The organism is Citrobacter sp. FP75 (genome assembly GCF_018342065.1).
Taxonomy (GTDB): domain Bacteria; phylum Pseudomonadota; class Gammaproteobacteria; order Enterobacterales; family Enterobacteriaceae; genus Citrobacter.
In genome coordinates this window covers 23,500-47,055 of sequence record NZ_JAFDOE010000001.1, presented here as the reverse complement: position 1 = coordinate 47,055, position 23,556 = coordinate 23,500, and the positions used below count along the sequence as shown (strand labels likewise).

Genomic DNA, 23,556 nt, shown 5'->3' with positions numbered 1-23,556 from the left:
TGTCGCCATTCGTTATTTTTACGCTTACAGATAGCGGCAAAGATACGACGTAGGCTCTGCCACCTGCAGATGAAATTCACTGTGCCCAGGCACGTTAAACACATCCCCCGCAGCATACACTTTCCACTCGGTTTCGCCCGGCAGCAATACATTCAGCGCCCCGCTCACCACCGTCATCTCTTCAGGTGCCGCGGTGCCAAAGGTGTATTCGCCTTCCACCATCACGCCAACGCTGGCGCGGCCAGTACTGCTGCTGGTGAAACCAATCGATTTTACTTTGCCGGAAAAGTATTCGTTACTTTGAAGCATACCACTGGCCCTGTCTCGTTATTAAGTTAACGACCAATATAGGGGCCTGACGTTCCACCTGTCACGCAAAATTACGCGAGCAACTCTGAAGCCAGTCGGGCGATCAGGACGTTAGACAGCAGCACCGGAACATCCAGCGATTTTTGCAATACATCACGATGACGTTGGTTAAAACCCAGACAGTCCAGCATGATCACATCAGCACCTTGCTCAAGGAGATCTTTCCCGGCATTAATCAACTGTTGTTCAGAACCGTCAATCGGATTTGCCACGGCATAGACCGGAGGTGTTTGTAATACCTGCCATTTTTGCGTCTGGGCTTCCAGCAACTCCTCAACGGGGACAATCACCCCGACCTGGTGCCCTTCCACAATTGATGCCACTAAGGGGGGAATAATCCGTAAGGGTTCCAGCAGGATGCTATTGCGGGCCGTCAGGCGGGTAATGGAGGCGGTACTCATCAGTAAAATAACGTCAACCCCCTGGTTGTCCAGCACTTCAACGATGCTTTGCAGTGAGCGTTCCACTTTCTGGCGTGAGACATGAGCGAGCTGCCGGTCACTGAGCAGCGTTAATAACAACTCATCACCCGGCGAGACCGCGTACTCGGCCATCACCTCTTCCCGCCGCATCTGCCCCAGCAGACTATGGTGGGTAATGTGTTGCTCATCAATATATTCCGTCAGGAGCGGTAATACCTCACACATCGGCACAACGCCAATCGTGAGGATAGCCAACGACGTACTCATGTGTTGCTCCACCGTCTTCTTACTTTGCGGTAAAATCCCGGACAAATACCGAGCGCTGACCTGCGTTATAAATGCTCAAAAGCGTAGCAGCAGATAAGCGATGCATTGTGTAAAGATTCCCAATCGCTCCAGTACTTTATTGTTATCGTTTAATTTTCATTTTTCGCACTATCCGGCAACGTGCGAAAAATGTGATACAGATACATACAGACAGCGTCTAACCTCAGGTTTTCTGCGGATCCTCATAGCGTTTTTTTGCATCCATCGCTTCCTGTGCGGACGGATGTTCGCTAATCAACGAATTAGGTTTAGGGTGGTCAGCACGGAGTTGATACCAGGTTACTGTCTGGCCTGGAGTACCTTTTTCAACAGTAACAATCGTCGCTTTTCGTGGATAAGGGGGGTTTGTCGGCATAGCGCTTCCTTTTGAGGGGATGAGCGTTAAGTATAGACCCCGCCCTGTAACCGTGACGGCGCTTGCGACATTATCCCAAGAATGTCCGCTACCACCTGGGAAGGCTCATTTGTTGCATCAACAATATAGTGCGCCGCTGCGCGATACAGCACATCGCGCTGCTCGAGCACTTCCTGCACTTCTTCGGTCAACGGTTTGCCGGTTAAGGTCGGGCGCAATCCCTCTTCAGGTGCAGCCTCCAGGCGATTCACCAGAACCGATACCGGTGCGCTTAAATAAATCACCATGCCGTTACTTCGCATATAGTGACGATTATATTCGGTAAGAATAATTCCGCCGCCGGTCGCAATAACCGTCGAGGGAGCGGTCACGCTCTGCAGAGCGGTCGTTTCCTGGGCGCGAAATCCTTCCCATCCCTCTCTTTCAACGATTTCGGCGACAGTCATTTGCACATGTGATTGCAACCAGCGATCGGTATCAACAAACTGAAAGTCGATAGCCTTCGCCAGCGCCATACCGGTTGTCGTCTTACCACACCCCCGGGGGCCAACAAGAAAAAGAGGTTGCGTCATCGCAGAAATTCCCCAGAGAGCCGCCCACGAGCGGGATCTGATGCTATTAAAGTTATAATCATATCATCAAACTAGTACATCGCCAAAACGTAAAGAATAAGTTCCACTTAAGACTAAAAAGTCCATTAAACCCTACTATAACAAGATTTCACAACGATTAAAGTGTAAAAAATAAATTACAGTCGTTATTATCTACGCTGAACTTCCAGCCACCACTTATCCAGTTCAGCGGCAAAATGCTGTCGGTCACGCGGTGAAAGACTGTCTGGCCCCCCAGTCTGGATGCCGCTGGCGCGTAGCGTATCCATAAAATCACGCATCGTGAGACGCTCCCGTATCGTCGCTTCGGTATAGCGTTCGCCACGTGGGTTAAGCGCCGCAGCGCCTTTCTCGATGACTTCAGCCGCCAGCGGGATATCAGCAGTGATCACCAAATCACCGGCGCTACACTGGCGCACAATCTCGTTATCGGCGACATCAAACCCGGCAGGAACACGTAATGTACGGATAAAACGCGAAGGTGGCACACGCAAACTCTGATTGGCGACCAAAATCAGCGGCATCTGCATACGCTCAGAGGCGCGGTACAAAATATCTTTAATCACATTCGGACACGCATCCGCATCCACCCATATTGTCATAACACCTCCTGGCTCCCGTGCAATCGCACATTGTCTCGTGCTTTTACTTTCCAGCAAAGTGCTGTTTCTCCTTCTGAACACATTCATTCCGCGCTAAGCTTAGCTTTCCCAGATTTACCCTAAATAATTCGAGTTGCAGGCAGGCGGCAAGAGAGTGAGTCCCGATGAGCTTACTCTGGTAAGTGATTCGGGTGAGCGAACGCAGCCAACGCACATGCAACTTGAAGTATGACGGGTATAAAACAATGAATATCATCCATAGGGAGTGACAAATGGACAAGAAAATTGGTTTTATCGGCTGCGGCAATATGGGCAAAGCCATTCTTGGCGGTATGATCGCCAGCGGCCAGGTTCTCCCCGGACAAATTTGGGTCTATACCCCCTCTCCTGATAAAGTCGCCGCGCTGCACGACCAGTACGGCATTAATGCGGCACAATCGGCGCAAGAAGTCGCGCAAATTGCAGACATTGTCTTTGGCGCCGTGAAGCCGGGCATTATGGTTAAGGTGCTAAGTGAAATTACCTCCAGCCTGAACAAAGATTCTCTGGTCGTCTCTATTGCCGCAGGCGTCACGCTCGATCAGCTTGCCCGCGCGCTGGGTCATGACCGTAAAATTATCCGCGCGATGCCTAATACGCCATCCCTGGTCAATGCTGGCATGACCTCCGTAACGCCAAACGCGCTGGTGACGCCGGAAGATACGGCTGACGTATTAAATATCTTCCGCTGCTTTGGCGAAGCCGAAGTGATTGCAGAATCGATGATTCACCCGGTCGTCGGCGTCAGCGGATCCGCACCGGCGTACGTGTTTATGTTTATCGAAGCCATGGCCGATGCGGCCGTTCAGGGCGGAATGCCCCGCGCGCAGGCGTATAAATTCGCCGCGCAGGCGGTAATGGGGTCAGCAAAAATGGTACTCGAAACGGGGAAACATCCCGGAGAGCTGAAAGATATGGTGTGCTCGCCTGGCGGAACCACCATTGAGGCGGTGCGCGTCCTGGAAGCGCGCGGTTTCCGTTCTTCAGTCATTGAAGCAATGGTTAAATGCATGGAACAATCTGAAAAACTCAGCAAATCCTGAGTAGGCAACCGGACGTCAGGCCGCCGCTTCGGTGCGGTTACGTCCGGAATTCTTTGCTTTGTAAAGGGCCATATCCGCTGATTTTAACCATTCTCGATAATGTTCCGTTTCTGAGGTCAAGGGCGCGACGCCTACGCTGATGCGCAGAGCAACCTGCGGAGCACAGGACAGTCGCAACAGGCTGAGTCGTTCGTGGACACGAGACATTGCGGCGATGGCACTGGCCGCGGGAGTGCCGCACATAATCACGGCAAACTCATCGCCACCAAAACGCCCTATCACGTCGCTGCCGCGCAACGTCATTTGCAGCTGACGCGTCAGCGCCACAATGGCTTCATCACCAACATCATGACCCCAGGTGTCGTTGATACTCTTGAAGTGGTCGATATCGATAATCAGTAACGTCGCGTCACGTTGATAACGACGGCAATTATCAAACTCATTACGCAGTAAAAGCTCCCAATGGCGTCGGTTATATACACCGGTCATTCCATCCCGCGTACTCATCACCTTCAACCGACGCTTGTGCTCTGCCAGCTTGATGACCGTCTGGTAGCTCACCCAAGCAAACAGCAGCGGATACAGCACCAGAACCGGCAGAGACAGCAGCACGCTCACCTGCGTACTGCTAAGCGCTATGGGAATGTCCGTCAGCTGCAGAGTGACCAGACATGAAACGACCGTCAACACCAGACCCGCGAGGAACAACCGTATTCCCCCCGCGCCCATCAGGTTAATACAGATAATCATCAGCATCGCCGTTGACGGCAACAGATTCGCTCCCATCAGCCCTATCCACATTCCCGCCAGGATCGCATCAGCTTTTAGGTTGGTGAATTCGCTATGCATCGGGTCGTCGGCTTTGCCCGCCAGCTGCCATGCCAGATGCGGCCAGACAAAGGCCCATCCCACCAACAAAAGCCACCAACCACCGGTAATCGGCTGTGACACTAAGACCGATGCAATGGGGAAAAACATCCCTCCCAGTCCCACCGCGCGCGGCAGCCTGATCCGTCGGGCAAATCGCAGTCCGGAGCGCTGGTGGTCATTCTGATGAAGGGATAAAAACGCTTCATTCGGGACAACCTGTTTTTGATAGAAATTTTCATCATTCATCGTATTTGGGAATATTCTGAAACAAATTTCCCAAATTATAGGAACGGGGTAAAGCGCGGGAGTATGATATTTCGGGTGAGCGAATTTCGCGGCTCACCCTTATGTACTACGCAACTACGCCGCTTTTTTCAGGCAGGCGCTCATAAATTTGTTACGATCGTCACCTTTCAGCGACTGCTCTGTCGCCTGGACGTTACATTCACGCATTTTCTGCTGCTGTGGCGTCAGGCTCTTTTCTTCGGGGGCTGATTTACTGTTTTTCAGGCAGTCACTCATATAGGTCTTGCGCGCATCCCCTTTTAAGGTCTGCGCTGTCGCCTGCTGATTACAGGTGGTCATCCGTTGCTGTTGCGGGGTTAGCGTCTTCTCGGCAGCGCCGACGGTAGTTAAAAAAATCAGACCAAAAAGCAGCGTCATTAATAATGTAATTTTCATAGCACCATCCTTTTCTGAACGACGAGACACAGATAAGTCTGGCTGCTAACGACAAAAAAACCACCCGACAGCAAAAGTATTGCCGCCGGGCGTGTACTTATTTCAATCCTAATGCCGATTTCATGGTGTAAAACAGATCGGTTTGGTCGGTCAGGCCAACCACATTCGCCGCATGTGGCCCATAGGCGGCAATACGCAACTGGCTGCCCGTATGCTCCTGAGATTCCTCTTCGGAGTTACCGTAGCTGATGACCATCACCGCGCCATCTTTCGTGTTTAGCGCCTGAGTCAGACCAGGGGCTTTGGTATCAGGTGCCACAATCTGACTGGAATGCGCGTGATCAGCAGTTACCACCACCAGCGTATTGCCATCTTTCTTCGCAAAGGCCAGCGCGCGCTGTACTGCTTCGTCCAGGTCTACCGTTTCACCAATCTGCCCGCACGGGTTAGCGGCGTGATCCTGTTTATCGATTGACGCGCCTTCTACCTGCAGGAAGAAGCCTTTTTCATTTTTGCTTAACAGCTCAATCGCTTTATCCGTCATCTGAGCCAGCGTTGGCACGCTGTCGTCACGTTTTGGATTTGGCGTACAGGTCACAACCGGTTTATCAATGTTGCCGTGATAAGAGGCTTTCGGTCCTTCCCAACGCACCGGCATGTTGCCCTCGGAGAACAGGCCCAGCAACGGTTTATCCTGATTCGCCTCGCCGATCGCCGCAAGCGTTGCGGCGTCACTCACCAGCTGATAGCCGCGAGCCTGTGCCTGCTCACGCAACGTTTTACCCTGCCATTCACCTGCTGCTGCGGTTTCAGCAAAGGTTTTTGCCCCGCCCCCCAGCGTGACGTCAGCACGAGCATTCAACAATTGTTCGGTGATTGAGCCTTTACCGCCTTTTTCCAGCGCATTAGTCGGACATTTTTCACGCGTTACGCTCGGGCCGTAGCATTTGCGGGAGGTCACATGCGCAACCAGCGCGGCCGGAGTAGCATCCTGTAATTCTGCAGTAGAAACGTTGCCGGTCGCCAGGCCTGCGGCTTTTGCCATTTCCAGAATCGTGGCGTGATCTTTTTCGTGGATATCGACACCCAGCGCACCATTATAGGATTTTACCCCGGTGGTCCATGCCGTCGCCGATGCCGCAGAATCGGTCACATAATCGGGCTTACCCGTTTTCTTATCCAGCGAATAATGGGTGTATTGTCCGGTCAGGGGTAAGGCATCAATCCCTTTAAAAAAGCCGCCCGCACCTTCGGCATAATTTCGCGCTGCAGTAATTTCTGAGTCACCCATACCATCGCCGATCAGCAAAATAATATTTTTAGCAGGTTTATCAATCAGTGAATCACGCAGAGCAGCCGTTTGATCGCTGGCTAATCGACGAGCGCCACCCGGAGTGGTGATATCCCCCTGGGCAGCACGATTATCCAGAACCGGCATAGCAGATGATTCTGCATAAATAACCGGGGTAAACAACAAAGGTAACAGGGCAATAGCGAGTGCGCTTTGTTTCACTTTATTTTCTCCATGTATAAATACGGTAAAATTAAAACAAAGCGACTATAAGTATTTGATGTGACAATTTTATGATGATTTATCGTCGTGAGGATCCGCAGATACCTCAATACGCTTTTGGCACCCTCTCGCCAGCGTCATGCAGGGTTGTTAAACAGGCTGGCATGCGGCTTACGCCAGCCAGTGCGCCCTCAAGATGACGAATCAGTATTTGCTGATCATGCTTCGCCATCGTATGCAGCATTTCCATGATGACACGCTCTAATGTTTCTACCTGAGCGGCCAGGTCCTGTGACTCTTCTTCTTTTTGGGCGAGCTTCAGTAACAACTCAGTGACGAGATTTTTCATTTGCCTATTCCCTTAACAAAATATGGGTCACGGTAACATTATGGTTCCCAACTGCCTAGGGGATGAAAGTTGTATTTTTAGCAGAAATAAAACGTTTTGCGAAAACAATCACACCGCAAAATAAGATGAATTTGGTATTACGACAGAATTATTCAATATAAAAGGGTGAGGTGCTTAATAATCACCCAAAAATATAATACAAACTTATGGATTAACAACCCGGTAGCCACCGGTGTTAATCCGGTATTCAACGCACACGACGTCGACGTCGCAACGCGACAGCCAACTGCCAGATGTTGATCAGCACAATGCTCGCGGTGGCGATAAACACCCAGCGAAAACCTGCCATTGCCGAAACGGTGGCGCCCATTAACGGCCCGGCAACGTTGCCAAGATACATAAACGACTGGTTATATCCGAAAATACGTCCGGTCACCTGATCGCTGGAGTATTTCACCAGCAGAGTCTGCACTGCGGGGAGCATCGCGCCATCGGCAAATCCAAGCAGGAAACGCAATATCCCCAACTGCAACGGCGTTGTGACCCACGACATAGCGAAAAACAGCACCACCGCGAAGATTAACGTCGCCATTAAAATGCGCTCAGTACCAATCCTGTCCCCCAGCTTTCCGAGTCGGGGCGCTGAAATCAGCGCCGATATGCCCGGCACGGAGGCAATCAGCCCGCTGAGAAAGGCAATATTGCTGCTATCTGGCACCATCGATTTGATAAACAACGCCAGAATGGGACCGATTGAGCCATTACACAACTGGATAACCATGGTGGTAAAGAACAGGCTAATCATCAGCGCCGGATAAGGGAGGGAGGCGAAAACAGCCTTACCGCTTAAGCGTTCACTTTTTTTAATCGTCGGGCGCACGCCTTCTTTGATTAAGAACAGCGTAACCAGGAAACTGACTACCAACAGCGCGGCGGTTATACAAAATACCGCTCGTAAGCCAACGTGGTCGGCAATAAAGCCGCCCATCAGCGGTCCGCCAATAACCCCGCTAATTTGTGCCGTAGAGAGCGTACTCAACGCCCAGCCGCTGCGCTCGCGCGGGACTTGCGACGCCACCAGAGCCATCGCATTGGGGATATATCCCGACGTCAACCCCATCACCGCACGCAGCAGAAAAAGCTGCCAGACGTTAGTGGCAAAAGCCTGCAGTAAAATCGCAATCGCCATCCCCAGCGAAGCACGCAACAGCATCAGCTTACGCCCTTTACGGTCGGCTAAACTGCCCCACATCGGGGAAACAATGGCAGAAATCAGAAACGTAACGCTAAACGTTAACCCAGACCACATCGACAGAGCTTCATGCGAGGTCACCCCTAGCTGGGAGACATAGAGCGGTAAGAAAGGCAGGATTTGGCTGATCGCCAGTCCGGTAAAAAAGCACCCGAACCAAACGGAAATAAGGTTAACTCTCCAGGATTCCATATGGACTCTTAACGATAAGTAGCTGAAAACTGCGAGCAGCTTAACAAATTACGTGTCAGGACAAGGGTTCAGAGGTGCGATACCTCACAGTTTAGTATTTTATCTCCCCGCTCATCATATTTGTGATATTCATCACACTAAAACCCTAATCATTGCAGGGGAATATACTCCCTCCGGCGTCCATAAGTTGACGCGTATCGTTCTCCAGGGCTTTGCAAAAACATTCTGCCAGAAGCCGAGGAATCCTGCGTTTTGTCGTGGTAATGTATGTGCTTTGCATTCATGGAATGGGTTTTTAAGATGGCAAAGTTGCGGGTAGGAATCGTATTTGGTGGTAAATCAGCAGAACATGAAGTGTCATTGCAATCGGCAAAAAATATTGTCGATGCCATCGACAAGGCTCGCTTTGATGTTGTGCTGTTAGGTATTGATAAACAAGGGCAATGGCACGTCAGTGATGCCGGTAACTACCTGCTTAATGCCAACGATCCGGCACGTATTGCGCTCCGTCCGTCGGCAACCAGCCTGGCGCAGGTACCAGGAAAGCAAGAACATCAGTTGATTGATGCGCACAGCGGTCAGCCGCTGCCAACCGTCGATGTGATTTTCCCTATTGTGCACGGCACACTGGGCGAAGATGGTTCTCTGCAGGGCATGCTGCGCGTAGCGAATCTGCCGTTTGTTGGGTCCGACGTGCTGGGCTCGGCAGCGTGCATGGATAAAGACGTGACCAAACGCCTGCTGCGCGATGCCGGGTTAAACATCGCGCCCTTTATCACGCTCACCCGCGCCAACCGCAATAGCATCAGCTTCGCAGAGGTTGAATCCCGTCTGGGCTTGCCGCTGTTCGTCAAGCCGGCAAATCAGGGATCGTCCGTTGGCGTCAGCAAAGTCACCAACGAAGCCCAATACCATCAGGCCGTAGCGCTGGCGTTTGAGTTCGATCATAAAGTGGTGGTGGAACAAGGGATCAACGGTCGTGAGATCGAATGCGCGGTGCTGGGTAACGATCTTCCGCAGGCCAGTACCTGTGGTGAGATCGTCCTGAACAGTGATTTTTACGCCTACGACACTAAATACATTGACGACAACGGCGCCAAAGTAGTAGTTCCGGCAGCGATCGCACCGGAAATTAACGACAAGATCCGCGAAATTGCAATCCAAGCTTACCAGACGCTGGGCTGCGCTGGCATGGCGCGCGTGGATGTGTTCTTGACCGCAGAAAATGAGGTGGTGATCAACGAGATCAACACACTGCCAGGCTTCACCAATATCAGTATGTATCCAAAACTGTGGCAGGCGAGTGGCTTAGGCTATACCGATCTGATCACCCGACTGATCGAACTGGCGCTAGAGCGTCACGCTGCGGACAGCGCACTGAAAACCAGCATGTAAAATCCACCGGGATGCCCGATAGCTATTGGGCATCCTGCGCCTCATCATCTTCCACGCGGCGACGGATAATGAATCCGGCGAGCCAAAAGCTAATCACCCAGGTGACCAGCCCCACCGCATAGGTTTGCCAGCCCTTCGCTTCAAAGCCCAGTAATCCCACCACTCCGTTGAGAATAAAGATAAGCCCAATGGCAAACGCATAATAGTGCCAGTCGCGGCGAAGTTTTACAGGCAGGTTCATAGCAGCTCCGGAGGAATCACAACATAAAGCAGCATCCTCGCACATTTCTCTACGGCGGTCTGTGGCGTATGCGGAATTTCTTAAATGTAATCAATTTTCACTTAATGTTGTATATTTGTGATGACAAACATAAAACCAAAATCCAGGAATAATCCCTGGCCGAAATTACCATCATTCTGATATTGACAATCCCGATCACCTGTCAGACTTGCTGTCAGTTACTGGCACTCTGTCAAGAAAAGCAGGTTGTTTCTGGAGGTCTTTCATGGCTGATTTTACGCTCTCAAAATTCCCGTTTAAGGGCAAGCATCGGGATCCCTCCTCCCTGACCGGCAATATTGTCTATGCCGTCTTTGTGCTGTTTTGTTTTTGGGTCGGGGCGCAGGTATTAACCCTGCTGGCTCACGCACCCGGCATTTATGAACAGCTGATGCAACTACAGATGCAGGAAAGCGGACGCCCGCGGATCGAAATAGGGTTGGGCGTCGGAACGATTTTTGGTGTAATCCCTTTCCTGGCTGGCGGGCTGATTCTTGGCGTCATCGCCGCGGTACTAAGCTGGCGCCAACGCCATCATAAAGATGACTGACTCATACATTTCGTCCGCCGCTCGTCCACCCGTTTCGCAAACCACGCGGTGGTCAGATTACGGGTGATTTTCGGGCTTTCGAGCTGAATGCCCGGCAGCATTTCGCGGGGTAATGTTTTGCCTGTTTTCGCTTCCGCCAGCTTATACACTTTTTCGTACAGTACTGTCTCTTCAAACGCAAGACTGTCACCTTTTTGCAGCTGGCGGTGGATATCACTCTCGCTCATCCCCAACTTTCCTGCTAGCTTACGCACCGCCAGCTCCGTTTTCCCCGGCTCGTTGCTGTCGTAACGAATTAAATCACCGTCCAGCGCCAGCTTCACGCCGCTGGCTTTACTCACTGCATTCTGGAAGGCCGCATTACGACTGGCATACCAACCAGCGTTAAAATCCGCGAAGCGGAAGATGGGCGCACTGTAGTTCGCCGGATAATTCAGCAAATGATACGTCCCAAACCACAGTCCACCGCGGCGGGTGAACACTTCCTGACGTACCGTCCCCGCCATTTTCCACGGATAGCCCGAGGCATGCTGTTCGGCAAACGCGATACTGACCTGCATCGGGCCGCCGGTATGCACCGGATTCAGCGAACCGAACAGCGTCTGCCCCATCGGTACCATATTGATAAAATCATCAAAAATGGCACTAAGCTGCTTTTCCGTCTTTACCGAATCCAGACGCTCGCTGTAGCTTTTCCCCGTCGAGGAGTTAATCTTCAGCGCGGTATGCACCACAAACAGCGGAATGTGCATCCGTTCGGCGCGGCGGTCGATCTCTTTCCAGGCAATTTTGCTTAAGCCAGGAACGGCCGGGTCCGCCTGATAGTTAGACTCCTGCTGCGCCACCGCCAGCACCGAACAGACGTTCTCGACCGTCGGAGCCAGCTTCTGACTTTCAAACGTCTTCGCCAGGTCCTGTGCCCATGCGTCCCTGTCCTTCACGCTGGCAGGCATCTTCTGACGTACCACGCTTGCCACATCGACGGCTTTCTCCCCTTTTTTTAGCGGCTGTGAGGGTTGGCTACTACATCCCACCAGCGCCAACACCGCCAGACAAGACCAGGGGTAAAGACGGGAAACCGTCGACATAACATCTCCTTTTGTTAGCTAAGTGTATGGGTAACTGCCTGAATCTCCTGGCCATCCAACTCACGTTCGAAGCTGCGCAGACGCTTATAGATAGACATTAATTCTACTAACGTCGTCCAGGAGTTAATCAGATACTGGAACGATCCGCGCACCTGACCAAACACGTTGGTGATTTGCGTCATCAGACCGAGCGTAATCGTACCGGCAACAATCGACGGAAACAGCAGGAACAACCCGAAAACGTTATCCACCTGCAGGTACAGAATACGGGCAATATTAAAGTACATGTAGTGAAAATAGAGGCGGAAATAGTTCTGACGCACCGCATGGAACAGCTCACGAACGGTCGGTGGCGTCGCGCGATTCGCATCATCTTCACCGTACACCAGTTCTTTACGATAGGCGGCTTCCACTCGCTGATTTTTGAATTCCAGCCCCGGGAGTTTAATCCCAACGACCGCCAGCAGCCCTGTGCCCATCAGCGACCAGACAATGGCGGCAATCACCAGCCCATAAGGAATATGTCCGACAATCGGCAAATCAGGGACATGCGCAGACAGCGTGACCAGCACCGGTAAGAAGGCAATCAACGTCATAATCGCGTTGATAAAACTGACGCCCATATTTTCCAGCGTGGAGGCAAAACGCATGGTGTCTTCCTGCACACGCTGCGCGGCACCTTCGATATGACGCAGATGCTGCCAGTGCGCCATATAATGTTCGTTCATCGCGGTACGCCAGCGGAACACATAATGGCTGACGAAGAAATTGTTCATCACGCCAATCACTACGGCAATCAGCGCAATGCCGAGAAAGATCCCCACTTCATGATAGAACTGCTCAATTTTCACCTTATGAGGCGCGCTCAGGGCGGTTTGAATCAGGTCGTAGAACGGTGCATACCAGGCGTTGACGGCAACCCCGACTTCAACCAGAAACCAGGTCACAAAGATAATCAGCGACGTACCGAGTATGGACCAGTATTGCCAGCGGTGTGGGCAGTAGATAAACCAGAACGCGGCAAACAGGCCGACGCAGAGAGTGTAATACGCGTAAAAGATCAGGTAATCCAGCGACCAGAATCGGGCAGCGCTGATAGGAACATCACCCGATGCGCCAGTGATATGTGCAACCCAGGCTCCCCCACCTGCCTGCCAGAATACGACTGCAACAAGTGCCCAAATAAATGCCGAAATAAAGAACGGTCCCGGCTTTGGGAAAAAAGACTTAAACATAGTGCTCTCCTGCTAACTTCTTATCGTTATGACGACTGCTGTGCATTTGCCAGCGTGCAAACGATGGCAAGACGGCTAACGCCCAATAAACACATGCTGAAACCGACAATTGTGACCAGAACCGACGCGCTTAGTTCGCTACCAACCTTGAAGAATTGTTTCTATGGTTTTCATGCCATAAAGCGTTCCGGCATATTCAGATTATCGCAGCGCGAGATCACAAAAGCGAACATCCACTCCGGGGGAAAAGGTAACGTTTACTCATCGTTACGTTTTTCACACTATCATTGCCGTAATAGCGCTTTGCAATATGCCGTTGAGTAGTATAAATACGCATACGCACGTCATCCTTTTTTACTTCCTTTAACTCATGGACACCACCGTTGAAACGTAGTCTGCTTTTTTCTGCCGCGCTGTGTGCGGCGTCATTGACATCTGTCCAGGCTGCACAGCCTATAACCGATCCGGTCTTCGCCTCTGATATTGTCGATCGTTATGCCGATCATATCTACTACGGCAGCGGGGCTACAGGGATGGCGCTAGTGGTCATTGATGGTAATCAGCGTGTGTTCCGCAGCTTTGGCGAAACGCGCCCCGGCAATAATGTTCATCCGCAGCTGGATTCAGTGATCCGCATCGCTTCGATTACCAAATTAATGACCAGCGAAATGCTGGTGAAATTGCTCGATCAAGGCACGGTAAAACTAAACGACCCATTGAGTAAATATGCGCCACCCGGCGCACGTGTCCCGACGTATCAGGGCACACCAATCACGCTGGTGAATCTGGCAACCCATACCAGTGCCTTGCCACGCGAGCAGCCAGGCGGCGCGGCAAAACGCCCGGTGTTTGTCTGGCCAACGCGCGAACAGCGCTGGAACTACCTCTCAACCGCCACGCTGAAAGCCGCCCCCGGATCGCAGGCATCTTACTCGAACCTGGCGTTTGATCTGCTGGCCGATGCGCTGGCCGCCGCATCCGGTAAGCCTTATCCGCAGCTGTTTGAAGAGAAAATAACCCGACCGCTCGGGATGAAGGACACTACATTCACTCCCTCTCCCGATCAGTGCAAGCGACTGATGATCGCCGAAAAAGGGGCCAGCCCGTGTAACAATACGCTGGCTGCGATGGGCAGCGGCGGCGTCTATTCAACGCCTGGCGATATGATGCGCTGGATGCAGCAGTACCTCTCATCCGACTTTTATCAACGTAGCCAGCAGGCTGACCGTATGCAGACGTTGATTTATCAGCGCGCGCAGTTAACTAAAGTGATTGGCATGGACGTGCCAGGCAAAGCCGATGCGCTTGGCCTGGGCTGGGTCTATATGGCACCGAAGAATGGCCGACCGGGAATTATTCAGAAAACAGGCGGTGGCGGTGGATTCATCACCTATATGGCGATGATCCCGCAGAAAAACGTTGGGGCTTTTATCGTGGTAACCCGTTCTCCGCTGACCCGATTTACCAATATGAGCGACGGTATTAACGATCTGGTCGCTGAGTTAAGTGGAAACAAGCCACAGGTCGTTCCCGCATCCTGATTTAGTACTCAGAAGGCAAACGGTTAATGCTTACCAGTTTGCCTTTATTCATTTCAATGTAACCACCTTTACGCAATGCCGCGAGGACTTCAGCGACAACAGAGCGTGAAATTCGTGTGCGTTGGTGAATATAGTTCATAACGCCGACACGCGAACGCAGGACTTCATCCCATTTCGTCATAGATATCAGCGTGGCTCGGATCTGCTCGTAGGAGTTATTGCCAATCAACTGCAGATCGCGCATTTCAAACATGCAATGCTGCCAGGCTAACCAGCTAAAGGCTTCACGCCATAGCTGACACTGTTCAATTATGCTAATTGTTTGTAAGGCAGGTAGGTGGTAACCCGTACAGTTACTTTCTGTCATTAATATGTATTGTACATCTGTTTTCATCACACCATCTGACAGGCCCATAATAAACGGTGCCTGTGCAATGCCAACAAGTACGTTCTCCCCTCGCCGAAGAGAAACAACACCACTTAAAATAACAAAGGTGTCATCATGATTTACATCACTAGAATATATGATTTGCTTTTCATTATCACACTCAAAGTAAGTGCCATATGTAGACAAACATTTATCTAACTTACCAAATTCCTGAAGTGGCTTATTCATAGATAACATTTTCGCATTCCTTGCAATAAATGCCCGTCAAATCCGTGACGGGCATTTTTCTGGATTAAATTATCTTTACTTTATCTGTAAGAAATTTCTTACCAGGTATATTTAACACCTACATTCGCAGACCAGTCTTGATCTACATCACCACCGCCGAGGTAGTTAGCATCGGTATATGCGCTGAAGTTTTTGGTGAAGCTGAACTGAGTACCCAGTCCAACACGTACCGCTGAACCTTCTACGCCGTTGTCGATAGAGTCACCGTTTACGTTAGAATCGTTGTTAGAATCGTCGTAAACGTAGGCCAGTTTGAAGTACGGAGTCAGTGCCTGGTCATCGCTATAGCTGAAGGTATAGCCAGTATCGATACCCAGTTCGTAACGCATGCTGTCATAAGACTGACCGTCAACTTTCATGTCGTTGCTCAGCTTATAGTCATCACCAGACTGGAACAGACCAGATACGCTACCGTAAGGCGTTACGTAACCTGCATCACCCAGTTTCAGGTCATAACCCAGTTTCAAGCCAAAGCCCCAGGCATCAGAAGAAGAACTACCGTCAACATACTGACCATTGCTCATGTTGGCAGACAAATCGTTGTTGAAGTGAGAGTAGCTTAAGTTACCGTCAATAAAGATGTTGTTGGCAAAATATGCAGAAGAGTAGATGTAGGCAGTCTGGCTGTCCTGATCCACCTGACCGGTACGGTCGCTCATGTCACCTTTCGCAAAGCCTGCTGCGGCACCAACAATCCACTTAGCGTTGTTACCATCAATTTTGGAATCAACACCGACCATGATGCCGTTAACATCCTGATCATAGTTAATGCTGCCGTTATCCGCGTCGAAACTACCGCCGAAATAGCTCACCCATGCGCCACCGTTATCTGCCAGGCCATGACGCGCGTTGGTCAGACGAGTACCCACGGTATCTTGTTCCAGGTTCCAGATATTGGTATTAGCAGACGGGATGCTCAGCGCCATATTTGCGTAATCAGTCAGCTCCATCTGCTGCAGAACAACGGTGTTACCCTGCTGCTGAGCCTGATAGGTGTATGCCCCGAGGTCAGCTTTATTTGCTGCAGAGAACGTTGCGGTGCTGTTCTGATCGTTAACATAGATAAGTTCTTTACCTTTGTAGTTAGCGATAGAACCTGTACCCGTCGCATTGTCGACGCGCACTTTATAGTTACCCGTTGCCGCAGCTACGTGGTCACCGAAGTTATCAACTTCAGACTGATCGCCAGAGATGTCGGAATCGCCGTTACCATTGATAGTCAGGTGACCATCAGAATTCATCGCAATCACGCCATAACCGTAGTTAGCCTGAGTTGTGTCGTTGGTACGGTCGTTGGTCAAGTCAGCATTCAGCACATAGTTGGTGCTGTTGATGTCGAAAACACCGGCATTAACATGGTTGTAAGCGTCGGTGTAGCTGGTCAGGTTCAGCGTATCAACCTGCAGCGCATCACCCGTGCTGTTGCCAACATCCAGAACACCGTTGTTAGTAACGTTGATGGTATTTGCATACAGGGCAGCACTACCTACACCCCAACCAGCAGCAACATCATCAGCAATCGTGACAATACTGTTGTCGATAGACAGAGTATCGGTCGCAACATGACCATCTTCATTGACGTTCAGCGCAGAGCCACCAGTCAGAGAGATGGAGTCAGAAATCAGTGAGGAATCACCGACATTCACCACAGAACCGCTGTTGATGCTCAGAGTATCAATCAGAGAAGTTTTAGTGGTATCCCACTGAGAAGCACCGTTCAGCGTTACGTTGAACAGACCGCTCTGGTAGACAGCATTGCCTACTACATGACCATTTTCATCATAAGAGGTCGTGTCGCTATCGATGCCGTAGGTTGAAGAAGGCCACAGGCTGTTGGCAGCGATATCGATCAGCGTAGCGGTAGCTTCAGTACCTGCAGCATAGCTGTCGTAAACACCGTCACCATCAGCATCTACCTGATGCACGGACATTGCCGCGCCAACCCACTTACTGCCGTTGTTCAGAGTCAGGTCCAGACGATCAGTACCGTCCCAGCCGTTGGTATCCAGGTCTGCATCGGTATCACGGTAAGTATCAGCACCGTTCGGGAAGAAGTTCTCATCGAAGTTGCTGGAGAACAACACATCCCCCATCAGCGTGGAATTGCTGAAAGCTGCGGTGGTTTGCATCGCGTTGTCTGCATCTGGATGCGCAATAACCGCTAGTGCTACATCATCAGCGTTCCAACCATTACCGTTGTAATCGCTGGCGTTAGAAGTGTTACCAAACCAGCCGGAGGTCCCTTCATCAGACCATGAACCAGAGGTCACGGTAGAATCGCTGACAGCGATGGTGTTATTAAACACTTCGCTGCTGTTTACGCCGGTGCTAACCGTATTATCGTCAATATCTTCCCACTCATAACCCTGAGTCAGCGTAATGCCTGCAACGTGTGAGTTATTGGAGATAGACAGATCAACTTCTTGATCGAGGGTGATAGCCGTACCCAGGTTATAAACATCGACAACGTGCGTGTCGGCTGCGTCATTATAGGTACCGTTGTAGGTATAATGTTCGTAGTTATCATCGATAGTTGAATTGATAACACTCATCGCCAGACGGTCGTAGTAATAATCCGTGCCGCTACGGTTAGTACAATCCGTCGTCATACATTCGGATGTTACCATACCGTGAATGGTACTATTTTTGATCGTCAGGCTATTGGTATTGGTGTTAGTAGAAAGACCATCATCCAGATAATAAGTAGAAATTACGCCGTTAACGGTAGCGTTATTAATTACTGGGTAAATATCACCGTTGTAAATACTATCCGTGTCATAGTTGTTCCAGCCAACGTATCCATCATAGTAAACACCATCACTGTAGGAGGCGTCATTATAATGGGTGAACGTGGTATAAGAGGTACCAGAGATATCAGTTGAAGCATTCGCCTGAGAAGTGATTGCCAATGTGCAGGCTAATGCTAATTGTGAGACTACGAGTTTCTTTTTCCAAGTGTGCATTTGTCATCCCTCCTCAGGGACGTAATATAGTTGATCCATCAATTATCAATGCATAGAAAACATTTTATGTTTCGCGGAATGATTATGCGGCGTCATGGTAGAAAGGTTCAATTATTCTTTCCCGCGAGTCCGAAACCGGACAACATTTAAAACCCCGCAAAAACCTTTACCGGGAAACAGTAAAAATCATACTCTTCATATAGTTAATTAAAGAAAAGACAGATGATTCATATAATAAACAAATGGATCTTAAAATAGATAAAGAATCAATGAATAAATAATTAATATTAACTTGAACGCCAAAAAACAAAACACATTGATATTTAAAATCAATTAACGAATAACAATACCACTGACAAATATAAATAAATTACCATTCATATATATATATTGCTCTGACTACTCTCGTATGTCCCAGAAAATGCAAGTATAAAACCCATTTTCGTAAAACACCGGTGCACTGGTTGGGGTATACTACGGCCTTCGATTCCACAAACATCAGGCATACCATGACAGACCTAATCCAACGCCCTCGCCGCCTGCGCAAATCTCCTGCGCTGCGCGCTATGTTTGAAGAGACAACACTGAGCTTAAATGACCTGGTGTTGCCGATCTTTGTTGAAGAAGAACTCGACGATTACAAAACCATCGAGGCCATGCCCGGCGTGATGCGCATTCCGGAGAAGCATCTGGCTCGTGAAATCGAGCGTATCGCTAACGCTGGCATCCGCTCGGTGATGACTTTCGGGATTTCCCACCATACTGATGACACCGGCAGCGATGCCTGGAAAGAAGACGGTCTGGTGGCGCGTATGTCCCGCATCTGCAAGCAAACCGTACCGGAAATGATTGTCATGTCCGATACCTGCTTCTGCGAATACACTTCGCACGGTCACTGTGGCGTATTATGCGATCACGGCGTGGATAACGATTTAACCCTTGCCAATCTTGGCAAGCAGGCAGTGGTAGCCGCCGCTGCAGGCGCAGATTTCATCGCCCCTTCAGCCGCAATGGACGGTCAGGTGCAGGCTATTCGCCAGGCGCTGGACGCCGCGGGCTTCACCGATACCGCCATCATGTCTTACTCCACCAAGTTCGCCTCCTCATTCTACGGCCCGTTCCGTGAAGCCGCAGGCACCGCGCTGAAGGGCGATCGTAAAACCTATCAGATGAACCCAATGAACCGTCGCGAAGCTATTCGTGAATCTCTGCTGGATGAAGCCCAGGGTGCAGACTGCCTGATGGTGAAACCGGCTGGCGCGTACCTGGATATCCTGCGTGATATTCGCGAACGCACCGAACTGCCAATCGGCGCCTACCAAGTCAGCGGTGAATACGCGATGATCAAATTCGCGGCCCTGGCAGGTGCAATAGATGAAGAGAAAGTGGTGCTGGAAAGCTTAGGATCGATCAAACGGGCGGGCGCGGATCTGATCTTCAGCTACTTCGCACTGGATCTGGCAGAGAAAAAAATCCTGCGCTAATGACGTCGCCTTGTCGGGCCTGCTATTTTGCAGGCCCGATAAAAAATCGCCACCGGGCAGTTAGCCCGCACGAAAGTAAGGTTTATCTCCCAGAATCGTCGCCCGGTGCATAATGCGCCGCTGCGGCAGATAATCTGCATTAGCGTAATGCTGGGTCACGCGATTATCCCAGATCGCCACATCGTCCGGCTGCCAGCGCCAGCGCACCTGAAACTCCGGTTTGGTGACGTGAGCGAACAGGAAGCCAAGCAGCGCCTCGCTCTCTTTCTCCGTCACATCAACGATTCGCGTGGTGAAGCCCTCATTCACAAACAGCGCCTGTTTTCCGCTCACCGGATGGGTGCGTACCACCGGATGCAGCAGCGGCGGATTCTTCGCTACTGCCTCCAGCCAGCGCTTATGCTCCTCTTCGGTTTTACGGTACTTGTACTCCGGGAACGATTTACGGAAATCATGTTCTGCGCGCAGGCCGCTCAGCAACTGGCGAAAAGGTTCTGAAAGCGCCTCAAAGGCAGCAATTCCGCTGGTCCACAGCGTGTCGCCACCGGTTGATGGCAGCTCTTTCGCCGCCAAAATCGCTCCGGCAGGCGGCGTCTCAATAAAGGTCACGTCGGTATGCCAATTGTCGTTATCCGGCGGGTTATCGTTGTGGGTATCAAGTACAATTATCTCCTCAACGCCTTCAGCATGCGGGTAGACCGGGTGAATATGCAGATCGCCAAAACGCAGCGCCAGCGCCCGTTGCTGCTGCGCCGTGATCGCCTGCTCACGCAGGAACACCACCTGATGACGCAGCACCGCATGATACAACTGTTCAAACTGGTTATCGCTTAGCGGGCGCGTCAAATCCGCCCCTGTTACCTGTGCGCCAATGTACGGCCCCAGCGGGATAATGCTCAGACGTTCACTCATTGTACTTCTCCATGCCAGGGCGTCAGACGGCGCTGGAGCGCACGCAAACCCAATTCTAAAATAAAGGCGATCGCGGCAATCACCGCAATTCCCGCCAGCACCACATCGGTTGCCAGAAACTCACCGGCTGACTGCACCATAAACCCCAGACCTCGCGTCGCGGCAATCAGCTCCGCCGCCACTAATGTCGACCACCCCACGCCCAGTCCAATGCGCAGCCCGGTAAGAATTTCCGGTAAAGCGCCAGGTAAAATCACAAACCACAACACCTGCGTACGACTGGCCCCCAGTGACTGCGCCGCCCGCACCCGTACCTGCTGCGCACTTTTTACACCCGCCAGCGCAGACATCGCGACAGGGGCAAAAATCGCCAGATAGATCAGCAGGATCTTCGAGGTTTCACCAATGCCAAACCAGATCACCATCAGCGGTAAATAGGCCAGCGGCGGCACCGGACGATACAGTTCAATGATCGGATCGAAAATGCCACGCACCGTCGGGCTCAGCCCCATGGCGATCCCAACCGGGACGCCCAGCAGCACTGCCGCCAGCAGTGCGGTGACAATGCGCGTCAGGCTGGCCGCCAGATGCTGCCACAATGTCGCATCCATAAACCCCTGCGGCCCGGCAATAGTGATGAGTTTTTGCAGCACCTGCCCCGGCGGCGGTAAAAATAGCGGGCTGATTAGCTGTAAAGCGGCAACGACCCACCAGATAGCCAGCAACACAGCCAGGGTGGCCACGCTAAGGCTGAACTGCCGCGAGAACGGCCAGCGCCAACTCAACGCGCGCTGACGCGGTTTATCGTTGATGACCACGCTCATGAGAAAGCCTCCCGTTGCTCGAAAACACGACTTAACACGTACTCGCGCATGGCAATAAACTGTGGATCGGATTTAATGCGGCGGCTCGGCTCACCGGCCACAAAGCGGCGGGCGAAATTAAGCGGCAGGCGTTCCAGCACCCGACCCGGCCCCGGCGAGAGCAGCACCAGTTCGGTAGCCATAAACACCGCCTCTTCAATATCGTGGGTAATGAGCAGCACCTGCTTACCGGTCTCATGCCAGAGCGTCAGTAACAGAGTTTGCATCTGCTCGCGGGTGAAGGCATCCAGCGCACCAAAGGGTTCGTCCAGAAGTAACAGCTGTGGATTAGCCGCCAGCGCGCGGGCAATGCCGACGCGCTGACGCTGACCGCCGGAAAGCTGCCAGATAAAACGTTTTTCCGCACCTTCCAGCCCCACTTTCTTCAGCATCGCCTGCGCAGTACGTTGGCGCTGCAATTTCTCCACGCCCGCCAGTTGCAGACCAAAGGCCACATTGTCCTGTACGTTGCGCCAGGGCAGCAGACCTTCGTTCTGGAACACCACCCCGCGCTCCGCCCCCGGCCCCTCTACTTTTTTACCCTCCAGCATGATGCTGCCATGTTGATACGGTACAAACCCGGCAATCAGGTTCAGCAGCGTGGTTTTACCGCAGCCGGAAGGCCCGAGGACCACCAGCAGTTCACCGCTATCAAGCATCAGGTTGATATCTTCCAGTGCCGGTTTACCGTCGTAATCGGCAGAGAGATGAGAGAGTTGCAGCATCAGCGCCTCCTTATTTATTGCACGAAGCGATCGGTAACATACTGGCTGTAATCCGTTGCGACGGCAGGCACTTTGCCCTGTTCTTTGAGGAACTGCGCGGTGTCGATAATCGCTTTGTTCACCGCTCCGGTCAGCTCGGCAACCTGCTGTTGCGGCGTCAGGTAAGTGTTACCTTTCACCAGCCCCGGCACATCGGCTTCCGGCACGCCGCTCAGGCGCGACAGCTTGCTGATGTTCTCAGGCTGTTTTAGCCATGCTTCGGGATTAGTGATATAAGGTTGCTGCGCAGCAATTGCGCTTTTGGCAAAGGCTTTCACCACCTCAGGATGCTTCTCAGCAAAATCTTTGCGCACCACCCACACGTCCAGCGTTGGTGCGCCCCACTCGCCTACTTTTTCGGAGTCGGTTAACACCTTGCCGTCTTTTTCCAGTGCATTAACCGCCGGTGCCCAGACATACGCACCGTCAATATCCCCGCGCTGCCAGGCGGCAATGATCGCTGGCGGCTGCAGGTTCACAATCTCTACCTGACCGGGCTTGATGCCCCAATGTTTTAGCGCTGCCAGCAGGCTGTAATGGGTGGTGGAAATAAACGGCACGGCAATGCGTTTGCCAATCAAATCTTGCGGTTTACTGATATTTTTCTTCACCACCAGCGCTTCAGAATTGCCGAGCTTTGATGCCAGCAGGAACACTTCAATCGGCACCTGTTGGCTGACAGCCACCGCCAGCGGGCTGGAACCCAGATTGCCAATCTGCACATCGCCAGAGGCCAACGCCCGGACGATGCTCGCCCCGCTATCAAACTTGCGCCAGTCAACGGTAGCCCCGCTCTCTTTGGCAAACGTGTTATCCGCCTGCGCCACTTTAGCGGGTTCGGCGGAGGTCTGATAAGCAACGGTGACATTCACCGCCTGCGCCTGAAATGCCGCGAATGCCAATGTGGCAATGAGTGTAATACGCGATGTTAGTGCCATAGTGTCTGCTCCCCTTATTTGTTATGGGTGCAGTATTTCCGGCGCGATGCGTTTGATGAAGGAATTAAAAATTCTGGCTAAGAACAAAGCGTTTTTAGAAAAAAAGCAGCAATGGTTAGCTCAGAAATGCATTTGATTCCAGGCTGGCAAATTATTGCGATTTTGTTACATTCGTTACATATCCGCGCCACGGGGATTGCCAGCAGGACGGGGGCAGGCATCATAGACGCCATTGTCAGGCA

General features: G+C 51.6%; 24 protein-coding genes. 5 read left to right on the top strand and 19 right to left on the bottom strand.

The window, feature by feature from the left end; translation table 11 throughout:
* Window positions 1–24 precede the first annotated feature (24 nt).
* From ppnP to JQ822_RS00215, 5 genes are all read right to left on the bottom strand, one after another.
* The gene (gene ppnP, locus JQ822_RS00235; RefSeq protein ID WP_135322902.1) at window positions 25–309 is read right to left on the bottom strand and encodes a pyrimidine/purine nucleoside phosphorylase; all 285 of its coding nucleotides are present in this window, start codon (window positions 307–309) and stop codon (window positions 25–27) included.
* 71 nt (window positions 310–380) lie between these two features.
* Window positions 381–1,058, bottom strand: a complete 678-nt coding sequence (locus JQ822_RS00230) for an AroM family protein (protein ID WP_213131791.1) — start codon at window positions 1,056–1,058, stop codon at window positions 381–383.
* A gap of 223 nt (window positions 1,059–1,281) precedes the next feature.
* Window positions 1,282–1,473, bottom strand: a complete 192-nt coding sequence (yaiA, locus tag JQ822_RS00225) for a protein YaiA (RefSeq protein ID WP_096758106.1) — start codon at window positions 1,471–1,473, stop codon at window positions 1,282–1,284.
* 26 nt (window positions 1,474–1,499) lie between these two features.
* Window positions 1,500–2,045 (bottom strand): shikimate kinase AroL, encoded by a 546-nt coding sequence (gene aroL / locus JQ822_RS00220; RefSeq protein ID WP_213131790.1) that lies wholly within the window; start codon window positions 2,043–2,045, stop codon window positions 1,500–1,502.
* 188 nt (window positions 2,046–2,233) lie between these two features.
* The gene (locus tag JQ822_RS00215; RefSeq protein WP_213131789.1) at window positions 2,234–2,686 is read right to left on the bottom strand and encodes a YaiI/YqxD family protein; all 453 of its coding nucleotides are present in this window, start codon (window positions 2,684–2,686) and stop codon (window positions 2,234–2,236) included.
* A gap of 272 nt (window positions 2,687–2,958) precedes the next feature.
* On the opposite strand from JQ822_RS00215, the gene proC reads away from it, so the two are divergent.
* On the top strand, window positions 2,959–3,768 hold the full coding sequence (gene proC, locus JQ822_RS00210) for a pyrroline-5-carboxylate reductase (RefSeq protein WP_096758109.1): 810 nt from the start codon (window positions 2,959–2,961) through the stop codon (window positions 3,766–3,768).
* A 15-nt stretch (window positions 3,769–3,783) separates the two neighbouring features.
* Here proC and adrA read toward each other — a convergent pair whose 3' ends face one another.
* The 5 genes from adrA to JQ822_RS00185 form a co-directional block, all read right to left on the bottom strand.
* Entirely contained in the window at window positions 3,784–4,899 is a 1,116-nt protein-coding gene (gene adrA / locus JQ822_RS00205; protein WP_213132943.1) for a diguanylate cyclase AdrA, read from the bottom strand.
* A gap of 99 nt (window positions 4,900–4,998) precedes the next feature.
* Window positions 4,999–5,319, bottom strand: a complete 321-nt coding sequence (gene psiF, locus JQ822_RS00200) for a phosphate starvation-inducible protein PsiF (RefSeq protein WP_135322908.1) — start codon at window positions 5,317–5,319, stop codon at window positions 4,999–5,001.
* Window positions 5,320–5,416: 97 nt separating this feature from the next.
* A complete protein-coding gene (gene phoA / locus JQ822_RS00195; protein WP_213131788.1) occupies window positions 5,417–6,832 on the bottom strand; it encodes an alkaline phosphatase in 1,416 nt (471 codons plus the stop codon).
* Window positions 6,833–6,938: 106 nt separating this feature from the next.
* Entirely contained in the window at window positions 6,939–7,181 is a 243-nt protein-coding gene (locus JQ822_RS00190) for a sigma-S stabilization anti-adapter protein IraP (RefSeq protein WP_244848667.1), read from the bottom strand.
* 247 nt (window positions 7,182–7,428) lie between these two features.
* Window positions 7,429–8,625 carry a multidrug efflux MFS transporter gene (locus JQ822_RS00185; RefSeq protein ID WP_213131787.1) on the bottom strand — a complete coding sequence of 399 codons (1,197 nt, stop codon included), beginning with the start codon at window positions 8,623–8,625 and terminating at the stop codon, window positions 7,429–7,431.
* Between the two features lie 300 nt (window positions 8,626–8,925).
* Here JQ822_RS00185 and ddlA point away from each other — a divergent pair, with 300 nt between their 5' ends.
* A complete protein-coding gene (ddlA, locus tag JQ822_RS00180) occupies window positions 8,926–10,020 on the top strand; it encodes a D-alanine--D-alanine ligase (protein ID WP_213131786.1) in 1,095 nt (364 codons plus the stop codon).
* A 22-nt stretch (window positions 10,021–10,042) separates the two neighbouring features.
* On the opposite strand, the gene JQ822_RS00175 is transcribed toward ddlA, so the two are convergent.
* A complete protein-coding gene (locus JQ822_RS00175; RefSeq protein WP_213131785.1) occupies window positions 10,043–10,261 on the bottom strand; it encodes a DUF2754 domain-containing protein in 219 nt (72 codons plus the stop codon).
* Between the two features lie 265 nt (window positions 10,262–10,526).
* Between JQ822_RS00175 and JQ822_RS00170 the strand changes: the two genes are divergently transcribed.
* Window positions 10,527–10,850, top strand: a complete 324-nt coding sequence (locus JQ822_RS00170) for a DUF2755 family protein (RefSeq protein ID WP_213131784.1) — start codon at window positions 10,527–10,529, stop codon at window positions 10,848–10,850.
* Here the strand turns inward: JQ822_RS00170 and JQ822_RS00165 are convergent.
* A complete protein-coding gene (locus JQ822_RS00165; protein WP_213131783.1) occupies window positions 10,835–11,938 on the bottom strand; it encodes a DUF1615 domain-containing protein in 1,104 nt (367 codons plus the stop codon). The genes JQ822_RS00170 and JQ822_RS00165 overlap by 16 nt on opposite strands.
* A gap of 14 nt (window positions 11,939–11,952) precedes the next feature.
* Entirely contained in the window at window positions 11,953–13,173 is a 1,221-nt protein-coding gene (gene sbmA, locus JQ822_RS00160) for a peptide antibiotic transporter SbmA (RefSeq protein ID WP_213131782.1), read from the bottom strand.
* A 383-nt stretch (window positions 13,174–13,556) separates the two neighbouring features.
* Between sbmA and ampH the strand changes: the two genes are divergently transcribed.
* Complete coding sequence (gene ampH, locus JQ822_RS00155; protein ID WP_213131781.1) at window positions 13,557–14,714, top strand: D-alanyl-D-alanine-carboxypeptidase/endopeptidase AmpH; 1,158 nt, start codon at window positions 13,557–13,559, stop codon at window positions 14,712–14,714.
* A 1-nt stretch (window position 14,715) separates the two neighbouring features.
* On the opposite strand, the gene iprA is transcribed toward ampH, so the two are convergent.
* Both iprA and ehaB read right to left on the bottom strand, forming a co-directional pair.
* Window positions 14,716–15,339: a hydrogen peroxide resistance inhibitor IprA gene (gene iprA, locus JQ822_RS00150; RefSeq protein ID WP_213131780.1), complete on the bottom strand. Its 624-nt coding sequence runs from the start codon at window positions 15,337–15,339 to the stop codon at window positions 14,716–14,718.
* 89 nt (window positions 15,340–15,428) lie between these two features.
* A complete protein-coding gene (gene ehaB, locus JQ822_RS00145) occupies window positions 15,429–18,353 on the bottom strand; it encodes an autotransporter adhesin EhaB (RefSeq protein WP_213131779.1) in 2,925 nt (974 codons plus the stop codon).
* A 509-nt stretch (window positions 18,354–18,862) separates the two neighbouring features.
* Between ehaB and hemB the strand changes: the two genes are divergently transcribed.
* Window positions 18,863–19,837, top strand: coding sequence for a porphobilinogen synthase (gene hemB / locus JQ822_RS00140; RefSeq protein WP_213131778.1), 975 nt, complete (start codon window positions 18,863–18,865; stop codon window positions 19,835–19,837).
* A gap of 60 nt (window positions 19,838–19,897) precedes the next feature.
* Here the strand turns inward: hemB and tauD are convergent, their stop codons facing one another.
* The 4 genes from tauD to tauA are packed head-to-tail and all read right to left on the bottom strand — an operon-like array spanning window position 19,898 to window position 23,314.
* A complete protein-coding gene (gene tauD / locus JQ822_RS00135; protein ID WP_213131777.1) occupies window positions 19,898–20,749 on the bottom strand; it encodes a taurine dioxygenase in 852 nt (283 codons plus the stop codon).
* Window positions 20,746–21,573, bottom strand: coding sequence for a taurine ABC transporter permease TauC (gene tauC, locus JQ822_RS00130; protein WP_213131776.1), 828 nt, complete (start codon window positions 21,571–21,573; stop codon window positions 20,746–20,748). The genes tauD and tauC overlap by 4 nt, the downstream gene beginning before the upstream one ends.
* Window positions 21,570–22,337, bottom strand: a complete 768-nt coding sequence (tauB, locus tag JQ822_RS00125; protein ID WP_213131775.1) for a taurine ABC transporter ATP-binding subunit — start codon at window positions 22,335–22,337, stop codon at window positions 21,570–21,572. Before tauB ends, tauC begins: the two co-directional genes overlap by 4 nt.
* A gap of 14 nt (window positions 22,338–22,351) precedes the next feature.
* Window positions 22,352–23,314 (bottom strand): taurine ABC transporter substrate-binding protein, encoded by a 963-nt coding sequence (tauA, locus tag JQ822_RS00120; protein WP_213131774.1) that lies wholly within the window; start codon window positions 23,312–23,314, stop codon window positions 22,352–22,354.
* Window positions 23,315–23,556: the final 242 nt, after the last annotated feature.